This is a genomic window from Demequina aurantiaca (assembly GCF_050598105.1).
GTDB lineage: Bacteria > Actinomycetota > Actinomycetes > Actinomycetales > Demequinaceae > Demequina > Demequina aurantiaca_A.
The window spans coordinates 22,240-34,675 of sequence record NZ_CP192436.1 but is presented as its reverse complement, the minus strand read 5'-3'; the positions used below and the strand labels follow the sequence as shown (position 1 = coordinate 34,675).

Here is a 12,436-nt window from a genome sequence, read left to right as displayed (position 1 = left end):
GTAGGCGCCCGCGCACCGCGAGGCGCACGCCACGCCACGCCGCGCCGCAACAAAAAACCCGCGGGTATGCATTTGGTCAAGTCCGTTGTTTAGACTGGCGTGATGACTCGAGTGGACACCGCTGACACCCTCCATCAGTTCGTGGAGACGCACCTGGGCGATGTTGCGAGCACGCTCGACGACTACGTCACGGCGGCGATGTGTGAGATCCCCGCGGCCGGTGCCGACTACCGTTCCCTCTGGCAGTCGCTGGGCGGACAGTTCGACGGCGGCAAGAACCTGCGCCCCTCACTGACGCTCGCTGCGTACGCCGGGCTCGGCGGCGACGACCCAGCCGCCGTCGTGCCGGTGGCCGCCGCCATGGAGATGCTCCACACGGCGATGCTGGTGCACGACGACATCCTCGATCACGATGAGGTCAGGCGCGGACGCCCCAACGTGGCAGGCACCCGACGCGCCGCACTCTCTCAATCCGGGCTTAGCCCCGCGCAGGTTGAGGACCACGTGCAGGCCGCCGCGCTGCTCGGGGGAGACCTGGCGCTGTCGTCTGCCTACGACCTCATCTCGCGGGCGTCGCTCCCGGCCCACCACCGCATCGCGTGCCTCGACCTGATCACCGGCGCCATTCGCGCCACCATCGCGGGCGAACTTCTCGACATGTACGCGAACGTCACGCCTCCGCGCGACGCCAACTCGCTGCTCATCGCGGAGCTCAAGACCGCCACCTACACGTTCGTCGTTCCCCTGCACGCGGGAGCGCAACTCGCCGGGGCCGACCCCACGATGGTGGGTCACCTCGACAAGATCGGCACGGGACTCGGGCTCAGCTTCCAGCTTGTCGACGACGACCTGGGAGTCTTCGGCGACCCCGTAGTGACCGGCAAGTCAGTGCTCTCCGACCTGCGGGCGGGCAAGCGCACGGAGCTGCTGCGACAAGGCTTCGAGCTCGCGAACCCCGCCGGGCTCGGCATCCTCACCCGCGGCATCGGCAACCCCGACCTCGACGAGGCGGGTGCGGCGGATATTCGCACCGTGCTCGAGGACTGCGGGGCACGCACCAAGGCCTTGCGGGTCGCGCGCCAGCATGCGCGAACAGCGCGGAGGCTCTCGTCTGAGCGTGTGTCGGCGCCACTGTCCGGGTACTTGGGCCAGCTCATCGACCTGCTCGAGGCCCGCACGTCATGAGCGGTCCGAGGCGTCGAACCCTCGACGACAACGCCACCTCGCTCGACCTGTACGACAGCGCCGCCCAGGCGGCCGCGGCCCAGGTCATCCGCAGCTACTCGACGTCGTTCGGGTTGGGCGCTCGGATGCTCCCCAAGCCCATGCGCCGCCACATCGAGTCGGTCTACGCCATGGTGCGCGTGGCGGACGAGGTGGTCGACACCTACCGCGGCGACGATGCGGACGACGTGCTCGATGCCTTCGAGGCCGGAGTCCTGGCCGCCATGGGCGGCCGATTCTCGACCGACGTCGTGGCGCACGCCTTCGGCGTGACCGCCCGCGCAGTGGGAATCACCAGGGCACAGACGGACCCCTTCTTCGCCTCCATGCGCGCCGACCTCACCGTGACCGAACACGACGACGAGTCCTTCGCCCTCTACGTCTACGGCTCCGCGGAGGTCGTGGGCGAGATGTGCCTCGCGGTGTTCCTCAACACGGGCGCCGGACCGACGCCGCTACCTGCCGTGGCCAGCGCGGGGGCCCGCAGGCTCGGCGCCGCGTACCAAAAGGTCAACTTCCTGCGAGACCTCGGCACCGATGGCGGCGAGCTGGGCCGGTCCTACTTTCCCGGCATCGCCGTTGACACGCTCACCAACGAGCAGTTGGCGGCACTCGTGGCGGACTGCCGCGCGGACATCGAGGCCGCCCGCGCGTGCCTGCCGGCCCTGCCGCGCCGGGCGGGCGTAGCGGTGTCGACCACCATAGATATCTACACCAGGCTGCTCGACAACATCGCCGCACTTGACGCAGCGGAACTCGCCGGAAGGCGCGTGCGCGTCCCAAACACCACTAAGGCGGTGTTCGCGGCCCGCAACTCGTGGAACTCGCGCCGATCAGGAGCACAGAATGCCCAGTAAGCCACTTCGCGTCGTAGTAATCGGCGGCGGAATAGGCGGGCTCGCGACCGCCGCGCTGCTCGCGCGCGGCGGGGCCGAGGTCACGCTGGTCGAACAGAACGCGCAGCTCGGGGGTCGCGCAGGCAGGCTCGAGGTCGACGGATTCACGTTCGACACCGGCCCCAGTTGGTACCTCATGCCCGAGGCCTTCACGCAGTTCTACGCCCTCATGGGACGGGACGTGAACCAGGAGCTGGACCTGATCGACCTCGACCCGCGCTACCGCGTCTACTTCGAGGGCGACAGCGAGACCGCACCCGGCGAGCAGGTCGACGTGTCTGCTGATGCCGACGCGAACTACGCGCTGTTCAACTCTCTCAGCCCGGGCGACGGCGACGCCATGCGCGAATACGCGGCTGAGTCGAAGGAACTCTACGACCTGGCGCTCGAGCGGTTCCTGTACACGACCTTCGAGCGACCCACCGCGGTCGCCAGCACGGCCGTCACGCGATCCCTGCCAAAGCTGTCGCGCCTGCTGACGCGCTCGCTAGGCGCCAAGGTCGCGTCCTCGGTCAAGGATGCTCGGCTGCGCCAGATCCTCGGCTTCCACGCCGTGTTCCTGGGTTCCTCGCCCAGTCGCGCCCCGTCGCTGTTCTCCTTGATGAGCCACCTCGACCTCACCGACGGCGTGCGTTACCCCCGCGGCGGAATGTACGCGCTCATCGAGTCGATCGAGAAGATGGCCATCGCCGAGGGCGTGCAGGTGCGTACCTCTACTCGCGCGCGCCGCATCCTGGTCGAGCCGAACGGCATCGCAAGCGGCGTCTCGCTCGAGGGTGGCGAGGTGCTGGCGGCGGACATCGTGGTCAGCGGCGCGGACATGCACCACACCGAGACCGAACTGATCGCCCCCGCGCACCAGTGGCAGCCCGAGGCCAAGTGGTCGGGCCGCCAGCCCGGCATTAGCGCGCTGCTCGTGATGGCGGGCGTCGAGGGCCCATTGCCCGAGCTCGAGCACCACACCCTGTTCTTCACCAAGGATTGGGACGCCAACTTCGAGCAGATCGTCGGCAAGGGCGAGCTCACTCCTCCCTTCCCGGCCTCGATTTACGCCGCGCGCGTGAGTGCGACCAACCCGGACGCGGCTCCGGCCGGTCACGAGAATCTCGTCCTGCTGGTCCCGTTCCCCGCGGACCCCACCCTCGGGGCGACGGAGCGCAGCCGCGAGGATTTGCACGAGGCCGCCGCGGCGTACCTGCAGCAGGTCGCTGACTGGGCGGGCGTCCCCGACCTGGTCGAACGCACCACCATCTACAACGTCACTACCCCGTCCGACTTCGCGACGGAACTCAACGCCTGGCGCGGGTCCGCACTGGGCCTGGAGCACACGCTCCGCCAGTCCGCGATGTTCCGACCAGCCAACGTCTCCTCCACCATCCCCAATCTGTTGTACACCGGCTCGTCCACCACCCCCGGAATCGGCCTGCCGATGTGCCTCATCAGCGCGGAGCTGGTCGCCAAGCGGCTGCTCGGCGCCACCGGCGTGGAGCCGCTGCAGACTCCCGCTCCGGTGGGGTTCCTGCGACGGTCGCGACGCAGGGACGTGCTCGGAACCATCGTCCGCCAGGGGAATCTGCCCTCCGTCGTTCGCGAGCAGGAGTCGGAATCAGAGCCGCCCTCCGCCCCCAGTTCTTCGTCGCGCGGCGGGCTTCGCTGGCGTCGCGCGGGCCGCCAAAAATGACCAGTTGGCTCTACCTGATCGGGCTGCTGGTCGGGCTCGCCGGGCTGGGGACCCTCGACTGGAGGTACCGAGTCGCGTTGTTCTCGCAGCCGCGCCGCGCGCTGGTGACCGTGGGCATCGGCGTGGTGTTCTTCCTGGTGTGGGACCTGATCGGCGTGGGCCTCGGCATCTTCTTCGTGGGTAGCGCGCCGTACCTCACCGGGATAATGGTCGCCCCAGAAGTGCCGCTCGAGGAGCTGCTGTTCCTCACGCTGCTCTGCTACCAAACCCTGCTGCTGTGGCTCGCCTTCAGCCGCCGCTCTGCTCGCCAGGAGACGTCCCGATGACCTACGTGCTCCTCTCCCTCGCCGTCCTCGCCCTGATCGCGCTCGTGACGTTCCCCACTCTGAGGCGACTGCCCGGCAGGCCGTTGGCGATGACCGCGCTCGTCTTGGTGGCGCTGACCGCGGTGTTCGACAATGTGATTGTGGGACTCGACATCGTGGCGTACGACGATGCGCTCATCAGCGGCGTGATCCTCTGGCACGCGCCCATCGAGGACTTCGCCTACGCGCTCGGCGCGGTCATGCTCGTACCTGCGGTGTGGACCTGGTTGGGACGCCGCAACCCCGCGGCCTCCGCAACTGCTGACGAGCAGACGGCTTCCGACCCGCATCGGGCGCCGCAGCAAGACCCCCAGGGAGGAGCGCGATGATCCGCTCAATCGTCAAGGCGTCGCGCCCCATCAGCTGGGTTAACACCGCGTTCCCCTTCGCCGCGGCCTATCTCATGGTCACGCACCAGGTCGACGCACTGTTCATCGTCGGCACGCTGTTCTTCCTGATCCCCTACAACCTGCTCATGTACGGCATCAACGACGTGTTCGACTACGAGTCGGACCTGGCCAACCCCCGCAAGGGTGGCATCGAGGGCGACGTTATCCGCGACCGCGAGCGCGCTCGACGCGTCCATCGGGGCATCCTGATCGCGTGCGCCGTCACCGTGATCCCGCCGCTGGTGTGGCTGCTGTTCCAGGGCTCCGGCGCGGCCGCGGTCACGCTGCTCCTGGTGGTCTTCGGGGTCATTGCCTACTCGGCGCCACGGCTGCGCTTCAAGGAACGGCCGTTCCTCGACTCCCTCACGTCCGCCCTGCACTTCGCAGGACCTCTAATCTACGCGCTGGTACTCACCGGCGCCCCACTTACGGGAGCCGGGGTGTGGCCCATCTGGGCCGCCTTCGTCGCGTGGGGCATGGCCAGCCACGCTTTCGGCGCCGTGCAGGACGTGCGAGCGGACCGCGAGGGCGGCATCGGCTCCATCGCCACGGTGATGGGCGCCCGCGTGACCGTGTGGTTCGCGCTCGCCATGTACGTGCTCGCCGCCGCGCTACTGCTGTTCCTGCCCTGGCCCGGCATCCTGGCCGCGGTGCTGCCCCTAATCTACGCGGCGTCCGTCGCGCGATTCCTGGGTGTCACCGACGAAACCTGCGAAGACGCCAATCGCGGATGGAAGACGTTCCTGTGGCTCAACCAGCCCGTCGGCTTCCTGGTCACCCTGCTGTTGATTGCGGTCTACAACGGCTGGATGTAGCGACCCGGTTCACCCGCGACGGTGTGACGACGCGCGCTACTTGCGCACGAGCGGGGTGAGGCCGGCGGACCGCGCCTCGGCGTCGGGCATCCCGCACACCTCGAGCCAGTTGGCCAGCAGCCGGTGGCCGCCCTCGGTCAGCACCGACTCGGGGTGGAACTGGACGCCGTGCAGGGGCAGCGTCGTGTGGCGCAGGCCCATGATCAGGCCGTTCTCCGTGCGTGCCGTCACGATGAGCTCGGCGGAGACGGTCCCCTCCTCAACGGCGAGCGAGTGATAGCGCGTCGCGGTGAACGGCGACGGCAGGCCGACCAACACCGAGTCCTGCTCGTGAAGGACGCCCGACGTCTTGCCGTGCATCAGTTCGGGCGCGTGGCTGACCACCCCGCCGTAGACCTCGGCTAGCGCTTGGTGCCCAAGGCAAATCCCCAGCATCGGCGTGCCGGAGGTCGCGCAGTCGCGGATGACGTCGTTGGATGCGCCCGCGTCCGCCGGCGTGCCCGGTCCGGGGGACACCAGCACGCCGTCGTAGTCGGAGATGGGACCGGCGGTCGCAACGGCGTCGTTGCGCACCACCACCGTTTCAGCGCCCATCTGACGCAGGTAGCCCACGATCGTGTAGACGAACGAGTCGTAATTGTCGATCACGAGGATGCGAGTCATGGTGCCTGCCCCTGTTCGATGTTCTGGTCCTGAATACCAAACTCTACTGAAACCCATGGAAACACGAACTCGAAGAGCGCCCACACGATCGCGCCAATCAGGATGACCAGCAACAGCGCCTTCACCAGCGTCGGTCCCGGAAGGATTCGCCACACGGCAGGAAATATCACGATGCTTCTCCCAAGATTTCCGCCGGCAGGCCCGCATCGTGCGGAGCCCAGTACTCGAGCGTGCCGTGCGTGACCCAACGCTCCGCCGCCGAGAACATCGGGTGGCACGTAGTCAGGGTGATGTAGTGATTGTCTGGCGCGGCGCCGGGCTTTCCCGGTACCGGGGCGATGACCTCAACTTGGCTGGGCTGCACAATCTCCCATTCGGTGACCCGGTACACGTACCAGGCCTCCTCGGTCTCGATCACGAGCGCGTCGCCCTCTTGGAGGTCGGCGATCTTGTTGAACGGCTTGCCGTAGGTGGTGCGGTGCGCACTGATCGCGAAGTTGCCCAGCGCGCCCGGCATGCCAGTGCCGGGGTAGTGGCCGATGCCGAGCGTGTCGAGCACGTCTGCGCGAGTCACACCTTCGGAGATGGGCTTGACGTAGTCGCTGCCCCAGCGCGGCACGTGCATCGTCGCGAACGTGGTGGCGAACGCGGGCTCGTCCATCACCGGCGCCGTGTCGGGGGAGAACTTGAGGTTATCCGGGATGACCGTCACGCCGTCGCCCTCTTCAGACTGGATGGGCGCGACCCAGTCGAGGCTCTCGACCACCTCTTGCTGCGTGTTGTTGGCCTCGATGTCCGTGTAGAACAGCTGCCACACCACGTAGAGACCCAGCACCACGCCCGCGATGATCAGCAGCTCGCCCAGCATTCCCACCGCGGCGGCCCACGCTGGCTGAGATCGCGGCGCGGCGTGCGACCGCGGCCGCTGATCAAGAGTGGTCATAGTGCCACCTAGGTTACGGGACTGGGCCGTCCCGGCGAAACATCCTCGTATTTAGCCGGGGACATCGCGCCGATGCGACGGGCCGCGGGCCTTGAACGTGCCCAGACGCGAGGGTAGGTACGCTATAGCCAGACCCAAGCCCGCCGAAGGCGGCATATCTACCTCACTGGAGTGCAACGTGGCCGTCTCAAAGAAGCGTCAGAACAAGAACCACACGATTGAGCACGACCCGGCCGCGAGCCCAGCCCAGAACCCCTCGTGGCTCGTCCCGACCGCGGTGAGCCTGCTCGTCATCGGTCCGGCTTGGATCGTCGTCTACTACATCGCGGCAGCCAACTACCCGATCCCAGGCATTGGCAACTGGAACATGGTCATCGGCTTCGGCTTCCTCGCCGCTGCAATGGTGCTGCTCACCCGCTGGAAGTAGTTTCACCGAGCGAGTTACACCCGTGTAGTTATCCCCGGCTGTGGACAGCGGTGGGGATAACTACACCAGTGTTATTCACAGGAGCGCGCCGATGCGCCGAGCGGGCCTAGCTTCCGGACAGCCGAGCCTTCTCGCGCTTGTCGACGCCGCGCAGCATGAGCAGCATGGTGAGTGCGCCCACGACGGCCCCGCCTAGGTGGCCCTGCCATGACATGTTCGGTACTACGAACCCGAGGACCAGCCAGATTCCCGCCGACGCGACCAGGGACTGGAAGGGCAGGTTCAGTCTCTTGAGGACGATCGCGTAGGCCGCGATGAGGCCGAAGATCGCGCCCGAGGCACCTGCATGCGCCCCTCCTGATGCGAGGAGCATCACAGCCAAACTGCCGCCAAGCAACGAAATCAAATAGAGCGCGGCGTACCGCAGTCGGCCCATGATGGGCTCGAGTTGGGTGCCAAACTGCCAAAGCACGAACATGTTCATGCCCACGTGAAGCCACCCGAAGTGGACAAAACCCGAGGTAATCCAGCGGTACCACTGGTCGCCATCGCCGAGCCACTCCTGGCCAAACTCCGCGTCGTACCCGGGGGACAGCACGAAGTACCCCTTCCACCCGGCCTCAAGAAGTAACGGGGCAAGCACAAACACCGCGACGTTCAGGCCGATCAGCACGTACGTGACGATGGGCGGCCCCTGTGCGGCGGTGAAGCCGAGTCGCGAGCGCAAGGGGCGCTGGGCCTTCTTGGCCGCATTGACGCAGTCGACGCACTGGATGCCTACCGATGCGGGGCGCTGGCACTCGGGGCACGTGGGCCGGTCGCAGCGCTGGCACCGAACGTACGAGACCCGGTCGGGGTGGCGGGGGCAGACCGGCGGAGCGCCAGTGGCGCTGCCGATCTGCCCGTCGCCGTCAAACCCTGAGCCTCCATTGGAGGAGCCGCCGGCCCCTGCATCGGACGCCATTTGTTTCCTAGTCCTCGATGGTGACGCCGTTGATCACGACGTCTTCACGGGGACGGTCGCGGCCGTCGACGGGGGTCGAGCCGATCTTGTCGACGACGGCCTTGGACTCGTCGTCCACGACCTTGCCGAAGATGGTGTGGTTCGCGTTCAGGTGGGGCGTGGCGCCCAACGTGATGAAGAACTGCGAGCCGTTGGTTCCCGAGGCCTGACCCGTGACGGGATTGGGGCGCTTGCCCGCGTTCGCCATCGCGAGGATGTAGGGCTCGGAGAACTGGTTCTCCGCGTGGATCTCGTCGTCAAAGTTGTAGCCCGGGCCACCGGTACCGGTGCCGAGCGGGCAACCGCCCTGAATCATGAAGCCACCAATGACGCGGTGAAAGACCGTACCTGCGTAGAAGGGGTCGTTACGGGTCTCGCCCGTCTTGGCGTCCTTCCACTCCTTGGTGCCGTTCGCGAGCCCAGTGAAGTTCTCCACTGTGCGGGGCGCGAGGTTGGCGTAGAGCTCGACCCGGATGTCACCGGCTGACGTCTGAATAGTTGCAATCATGCTGGTTATTGTTCCATGCCACTCGCATCTGCGCACGCAAGGTGGCATTATGGATAGTTGGGAGAGCCCCACAGACTTCGGAGGGCAACATGGGCAAGCGTTCAGCAAAGAGCATGACTGACAGCATCGACACCGCAAAGTACCTGGCACAGGCTGAGGAAGCCGCCAAGCAGGCGAAGATCGCGGCCAAGCAGGCTTCGGTCGCAGCCAAGAAGGCCGGCAACCGCGCAGCCGAATGGGCTGGACCGCAGGTTGACGCCGCCGTTCAGTGGGGCACTCCTCGCGCCAAGCACGTCTACCACGCAGGCGCCAAGAAGGCTCAGCCGTACGTCGAGCGTGCGGGAGCGAAGGCGTCCGACTGGACGTCCATCGCTCACGCTGCGATCGTCGGCGCCGCGATTCCCGCCGTGATGGCGGCGGTCGAGGACGCTGCACACGAGGACGACGAGCGCAGTAACTCGTGGCTCAAGGTTGTCATCCCCGTCGCTATCGCCGCCGCAGCTGGCGCAGCGCTCGTTGTCTGGGCCCGCCGCGAGCCGGCCCGTGACGACTGGGCAGGAGAGGACGAGGAGTGGGAGTTCTCATCGGACGCCGGCTTCAAGGACACCCTGCGCCACAACGTGAACAAGGCCGCTGACTCCGCGACCAGCGCTGCTAAGAAGGCCGTTGGCGCCGCGAGCGACGCCGCTTCCTCGGCTGCCTCCACCGCCGGAGACGTTCTCAACGACAAGACAGGCCCCGCGGTCGCCAAGTTCAAGGAGACCGCCCTTCCCGCCGCCGACCGCGTGCGTTCCACCACCGTCACCGAGGCCAAGAAGGTCGCCGACAAGGCGGGCCCCGCGTTCTCGAAGGTGAAGGAGACCGCGGTGACTGAGGCCAGGAAGGTCACTGACGCCGCCGGCACCAGCGCAAACAAGGTCCGGGACTCCGCCGTGGGTGAGGCCAAGAAGGTTCGCGAAGGGGTGGACGAGGCTCGTCAGCGTGCCACCGCGGAGGTCGTCAGCACGTTCGACGACGCCGAGGACGTCTGGCAGGACGAGACCGAGTCGGGCGAGGTTCCGACCGTGACCAAGGCCGCGGCCAAGACGCCCGCAGCCAAGAAGCCGGCGGCTCGCAAGCCTGCAGCCAAGAAGCCCGCTCCGAACGCGAGCGGCACCACCGAGAAGTAAAGGCCAGCGCGTTGACCGCGCTCGCTAGTTGAAACGCGAAGGAGCCCCGGCCGGATGGCCGGGGCTCCTTTGTGTGCGCGCGGCGACCGTCGCGCCTGCTCGCTACCCGAATCGATCCGCCCGGCGAGGTACGGCATCCGCTACGCTGACGAGCACACCAATGCACCGCATTGATCACTAGCCGGGGGTAGTCGCCGTGGGATATCCAAAGGACAACCTGGTCGACGGCGAGCGCATCGTCATTCACCGCCACCCGCACTGGAAGGCGCTCATCGCGCCCGTGTTCTTCATCATTGCGATCACCGCCCTCGTCACGGCTGCGTGGACCTGGGCCAACTCGCAGAACTGGAGCGACGGCGCTGAGCTCGCTGTGATGATCATCTTGGGTGTCCTGTGGCTCGCGGTGGCCATCTGGCTCTTCTTAGCGCCCGTCATCAGCTGGGCGACCACCCACTTTGTCGTCACCAACCGCCGCGTGATGTACCGCACCGGGATCATCACCCGCAGCGGCATCGACATCCCCGTGAACCGCATCAACACCGTCCAGTTCCGCCACGGCCTGATAGACCGCATGTTCCGCACCGGCACGCTCATCATCGAATCCGCTTCCGACGACCCGTTGTCGTTCGACGACATCCCCCGTGTGGAGCAGGTGCACTCGTTGCTGTACCAAGAGGTCTCGGACGCTCACGACGATGACGATGCGGGCGAGGCACCGCGCAACTCCTAAGGGACTACGGCTGCCTGGGGCGTAGCCCCACCTGCGCCAGGTCTAGCGCGCGCGTCGCGGCCTCCGGACCGGCGAGACCGGCCGGGCTGTTCAGGACCCCGAACACCATGCCGACCACCATCAGGAGGTCATCCACGGTGAGATCAGCGCGCACCGTCCCGGCCGCCTGGCTGATGCGTAGCGGCCCGGTGAACAGCGCGATGGACCGCTGCCACAGGGGATCCAGGTAGGTCTGCCCTGGGCCGTCCGCGAAGATCAGGCCGAACAGCCCGGGGATGCGCCCCTGCTCCGCTGTGACTGCTGACAGCAAGGTGAGCACGATCTCCGGGTTGTCGCCCTCGAGTCTCACCAGCTCCTCGTAGCGCGCCAGGCGGTCCTCGTACAGCGCCGCTGCCAACGCGAACCGATTGGGGAAGTGGCGGTACAGGGTGCCGCGTCCCACGCCGGCGCGCTCCGCGATGCGCTGGAGCGGGACGTCAACGGACTCTGCCGCAAACACCTCCTCGGCAGCGCGCAGAATCCCCGCGTGATTGCTCCGGGCGTCGCTGCGTTTTTTCATGGCGATCCATTCTAAGACAGGGCCAAGGTCCCGACTCTGGATTCGGGAAACGTGGCAGGCTCAAACTTAACGGACACTGATGCCCGTTTAAGGAGGGGCCGCATCGTTGCGGTAATCCAAAAAGATAAGGAACTTGTCATGGATCTGCCATGGTGGTCATACGCCATCTCAATGCCGCTCTACTTTGTCTTCCTCCTGTGGGTGGTCGACTACTTCCGTAAGCACCCCAAGGCCTCCGCCTACTTCTGGATTGCAACTCTGCTGACGTTCCCGCTGTGGATCATTACCGGCGGCGTCGACGGGTGGTTCCGTTGGTTCAAGATTCTCTCGGTGATCCTGCCCACCATCGTCGTGGGGCTGGCTCGCCTGAGCATGTATGAGAACCGCACCGGCCGTTTCTGGAACGTCGTCAAGAAGCCCGGCTTCGTGTGGTTCTTCTACGGCATCCTGTTCCTCAATATTGCCGAAGCCACAGTCAAGGACATCCAGCTGGGCAACTATCCCAACGCGATCGTTGGCCTCATCCTGTGCGCGACCATCCCCTTTGTGCCCAAATACTGGAAGATCGAGCGGACCGGCGGGGCGGACCTGATCGCGTACACCACCATCGGCTGGAACCTTCTCTACACCTCCTGGAATGCGGCCTTCGTCTACGCCGAGGCACCCAAGTACTTCGCCTCGAGTGTGATCATATTGCTGGCGGCGGAGATCTACCCGCTCATCAAGAAGCGCCCCGAGCTCTACGTCATGGCTCGGGTGTACACGCTCGCCACACACCTCCTGCTGCGCGCGTGCCTCGACTTCTTCCCCAACGTCATGGACGCCTCAAGCTGGCACAACGAGAGCGTCATGAAGTGGTGGGGGATCGCGAACCTCGTGGGTGCCGTGCCGTTCCTGTTCTGGTACATGTGGCAGCTCGACTCCGGCAAGGCGGCCAGGAGCTTTCGTCACGGCAGGGATCCCGCTGACGACACTCCCGCGGTTGAACGCGAGCCCGCCTCGGGTTAGGCACCAGCGCCCCACACTCAGCGCCGTTCGTCAGGGTTCAGGTGACCCCGGCGGGC

The 12,436-nt window shown here is 66.4% G+C and carries 16 protein-coding genes; 10 read left to right on the top strand and 6 right to left on the bottom strand.

Annotated elements, in window-relative coordinates; genetic code table 11:
• Window positions 1–102: 102 nt before the first annotated feature.
• The 6 genes from ACQU6B_RS00175 to ACQU6B_RS00150 are packed head-to-tail and all read left to right on the top strand — an operon-like array spanning window position 103 to window position 5,370.
• The gene (locus tag ACQU6B_RS00175) at window positions 103–1,185 is read left to right on the top strand and encodes a polyprenyl synthetase family protein (protein ID WP_430868033.1); all 1,083 of its coding nucleotides are present in this window, start codon (window positions 103–105) and stop codon (window positions 1,183–1,185) included.
• A complete protein-coding gene (locus tag ACQU6B_RS00170; protein ID WP_430868032.1) occupies window positions 1,182–2,081 on the top strand; it encodes a phytoene/squalene synthase family protein in 900 nt (299 codons plus the stop codon). The genes ACQU6B_RS00175 and ACQU6B_RS00170 overlap by 4 nt, the downstream gene beginning before the upstream one ends.
• Window positions 2,071–3,801, top strand: coding sequence for a phytoene desaturase family protein (gene crtI / locus ACQU6B_RS00165; RefSeq protein ID WP_430868031.1), 1,731 nt, complete (start codon window positions 2,071–2,073; stop codon window positions 3,799–3,801). The genes ACQU6B_RS00170 and crtI overlap by 11 nt, the downstream gene beginning before the upstream one ends.
• Window positions 3,798–4,127: a lycopene cyclase domain-containing protein gene (locus tag ACQU6B_RS00160; protein WP_430868030.1), complete on the top strand. Its 330-nt coding sequence runs from the start codon at window positions 3,798–3,800 to the stop codon at window positions 4,125–4,127. The genes crtI and ACQU6B_RS00160 overlap by 4 nt, the downstream gene beginning before the upstream one ends.
• A complete protein-coding gene (locus ACQU6B_RS00155) occupies window positions 4,124–4,495 on the top strand; it encodes a lycopene cyclase domain-containing protein (RefSeq protein WP_430868029.1) in 372 nt (123 codons plus the stop codon). The genes ACQU6B_RS00160 and ACQU6B_RS00155 overlap by 4 nt, the downstream gene beginning before the upstream one ends.
• Window positions 4,492–5,370 (top strand): prenyltransferase, encoded by an 879-nt coding sequence (locus ACQU6B_RS00150; protein ID WP_430868028.1) that lies wholly within the window; start codon window positions 4,492–4,494, stop codon window positions 5,368–5,370. The genes ACQU6B_RS00155 and ACQU6B_RS00150 overlap by 4 nt, the downstream gene beginning before the upstream one ends.
• Window positions 5,371–5,406: 36 nt before the next feature.
• On the opposite strand, the gene ACQU6B_RS00145 is transcribed toward ACQU6B_RS00150, so the two are convergent.
• Genes ACQU6B_RS00145 through ACQU6B_RS00135 form a run of 3 tightly spaced genes read right to left on the bottom strand, consistent with a single transcriptional unit; the run spans window position 5,407 to window position 6,976 of the window.
• Window positions 5,407–6,033, bottom strand: a complete 627-nt coding sequence (locus ACQU6B_RS00145) for an aminodeoxychorismate/anthranilate synthase component II (RefSeq protein ID WP_430868027.1) — start codon at window positions 6,031–6,033, stop codon at window positions 5,407–5,409.
• Window positions 6,030–6,203: a hypothetical protein gene (locus ACQU6B_RS00140; RefSeq protein ID WP_430868026.1), complete on the bottom strand. Its 174-nt coding sequence runs from the start codon at window positions 6,201–6,203 to the stop codon at window positions 6,030–6,032. Before ACQU6B_RS00140 ends, ACQU6B_RS00145 begins: the two co-directional genes overlap by 4 nt.
• Window positions 6,200–6,976: a class E sortase gene (locus tag ACQU6B_RS00135; protein ID WP_430868025.1), complete on the bottom strand. Its 777-nt coding sequence runs from the start codon at window positions 6,974–6,976 to the stop codon at window positions 6,200–6,202. The genes ACQU6B_RS00140 and ACQU6B_RS00135 overlap by 4 nt, the downstream gene beginning before the upstream one ends.
• Window positions 6,977–7,154: 178 nt before the next feature.
• On the opposite strand from ACQU6B_RS00135, the gene ACQU6B_RS00130 reads away from it, so the two are divergent.
• Complete coding sequence (locus ACQU6B_RS00130) at window positions 7,155–7,403, top strand: cell division protein CrgA (protein WP_430868024.1); 249 nt, start codon at window positions 7,155–7,157, stop codon at window positions 7,401–7,403.
• 106 nt (window positions 7,404–7,509) lie between these two features.
• On the opposite strand, the gene ACQU6B_RS00125 is transcribed toward ACQU6B_RS00130, so the two are convergent.
• Window positions 7,510–8,367 (bottom strand): rhomboid family intramembrane serine protease, encoded by an 858-nt coding sequence (locus ACQU6B_RS00125; protein WP_430868023.1) that lies wholly within the window; start codon window positions 8,365–8,367, stop codon window positions 7,510–7,512.
• Between the two features lie 7 nt (window positions 8,368–8,374).
• A complete protein-coding gene (locus ACQU6B_RS00120; RefSeq protein WP_430868022.1) occupies window positions 8,375–8,914 on the bottom strand; it encodes a peptidylprolyl isomerase in 540 nt (179 codons plus the stop codon).
• A gap of 113 nt (window positions 8,915–9,027) precedes the next feature.
• Here ACQU6B_RS00120 and ACQU6B_RS00115 point away from each other — a divergent pair, with 113 nt between their 5' ends.
• Window positions 9,028–10,083 carry a hypothetical protein gene (locus tag ACQU6B_RS00115; protein WP_430868021.1) on the top strand — a complete coding sequence of 352 codons (1,056 nt, stop codon included), beginning with the start codon at window positions 9,028–9,030 and terminating at the stop codon, window positions 10,081–10,083.
• 196 nt (window positions 10,084–10,279) lie between these two features.
• Window positions 10,280–10,813, top strand: a complete 534-nt coding sequence (locus tag ACQU6B_RS00110) for a PH domain-containing protein (protein WP_430868020.1) — start codon at window positions 10,280–10,282, stop codon at window positions 10,811–10,813.
• Between the two features lie 4 nt (window positions 10,814–10,817).
• Here the strand turns inward: ACQU6B_RS00110 and ACQU6B_RS00105 are convergent, their stop codons facing one another.
• Window positions 10,818–11,372, bottom strand: coding sequence for a TetR/AcrR family transcriptional regulator (locus ACQU6B_RS00105; protein WP_430868019.1), 555 nt, complete (start codon window positions 11,370–11,372; stop codon window positions 10,818–10,820).
• A 138-nt stretch (window positions 11,373–11,510) separates the two neighbouring features.
• Between ACQU6B_RS00105 and ACQU6B_RS00100 the strand changes: the two genes are divergently transcribed.
• A complete protein-coding gene (locus ACQU6B_RS00100) occupies window positions 11,511–12,380 on the top strand; it encodes a hypothetical protein (RefSeq protein WP_430868018.1) in 870 nt (289 codons plus the stop codon).
• Window positions 12,381–12,436 lie beyond the last annotated feature (56 nt).

Bases quoted from the DNA above. Each gene is read 5' to 3' on its own strand.
- ACQU6B_RS00145 (WP_430868027.1), bottom strand. From the start codon at position 6,033: ATGACTCGCATCCTCGTGATCGACAATTACGACTCGTTCGTCTACACG.
- ACQU6B_RS00170 (WP_430868032.1), top strand. From the start codon at position 1,182: ATGAGCGGTCCGAGGCGTCGAACCCTCGACGACAACGCCACCTCGCTC.
- crtI (WP_430868031.1), top strand. From the start codon at position 2,071: ATGCCCAGTAAGCCACTTCGCGTCGTAGTAATCGGCGGCGGAATAGGC.
- ACQU6B_RS00150 (WP_430868028.1), top strand. From the start codon at position 4,492: ATGATCCGCTCAATCGTCAAGGCGTCGCGCCCCATCAGCTGGGTTAAC.
- ACQU6B_RS00135 (WP_430868025.1), bottom strand. From the start codon at position 6,976: ATGACCACTCTTGATCAGCGGCCGCGGTCGCACGCCGCGCCGCGATCT.
- ACQU6B_RS00120 (WP_430868022.1), bottom strand. From the start codon at position 8,914: ATGATTGCAACTATTCAGACGTCAGCCGGTGACATCCGGGTCGAGCTC.
- ACQU6B_RS00125 (WP_430868023.1), bottom strand. From the start codon at position 8,367: ATGGCGTCCGATGCAGGGGCCGGCGGCTCCTCCAATGGAGGCTCAGGG.
- ACQU6B_RS00115 (WP_430868021.1), top strand. From the start codon at position 9,028: ATGACTGACAGCATCGACACCGCAAAGTACCTGGCACAGGCTGAGGAA.
- ACQU6B_RS00155 (WP_430868029.1), top strand. From the start codon at position 4,124: ATGACCTACGTGCTCCTCTCCCTCGCCGTCCTCGCCCTGATCGCGCTC.
- ACQU6B_RS00100 (WP_430868018.1), top strand. From the start codon at position 11,511: ATGGATCTGCCATGGTGGTCATACGCCATCTCAATGCCGCTCTACTTT.
- ACQU6B_RS00160 (WP_430868030.1), top strand. From the start codon at position 3,798: ATGACCAGTTGGCTCTACCTGATCGGGCTGCTGGTCGGGCTCGCCGGG.
- ACQU6B_RS00105 (WP_430868019.1), bottom strand. From the start codon at position 11,372: ATGAAAAAACGCAGCGACGCCCGGAGCAATCACGCGGGGATTCTGCGC.
- ACQU6B_RS00175 (WP_430868033.1), top strand. From the start codon at position 103: ATGACTCGAGTGGACACCGCTGACACCCTCCATCAGTTCGTGGAGACG.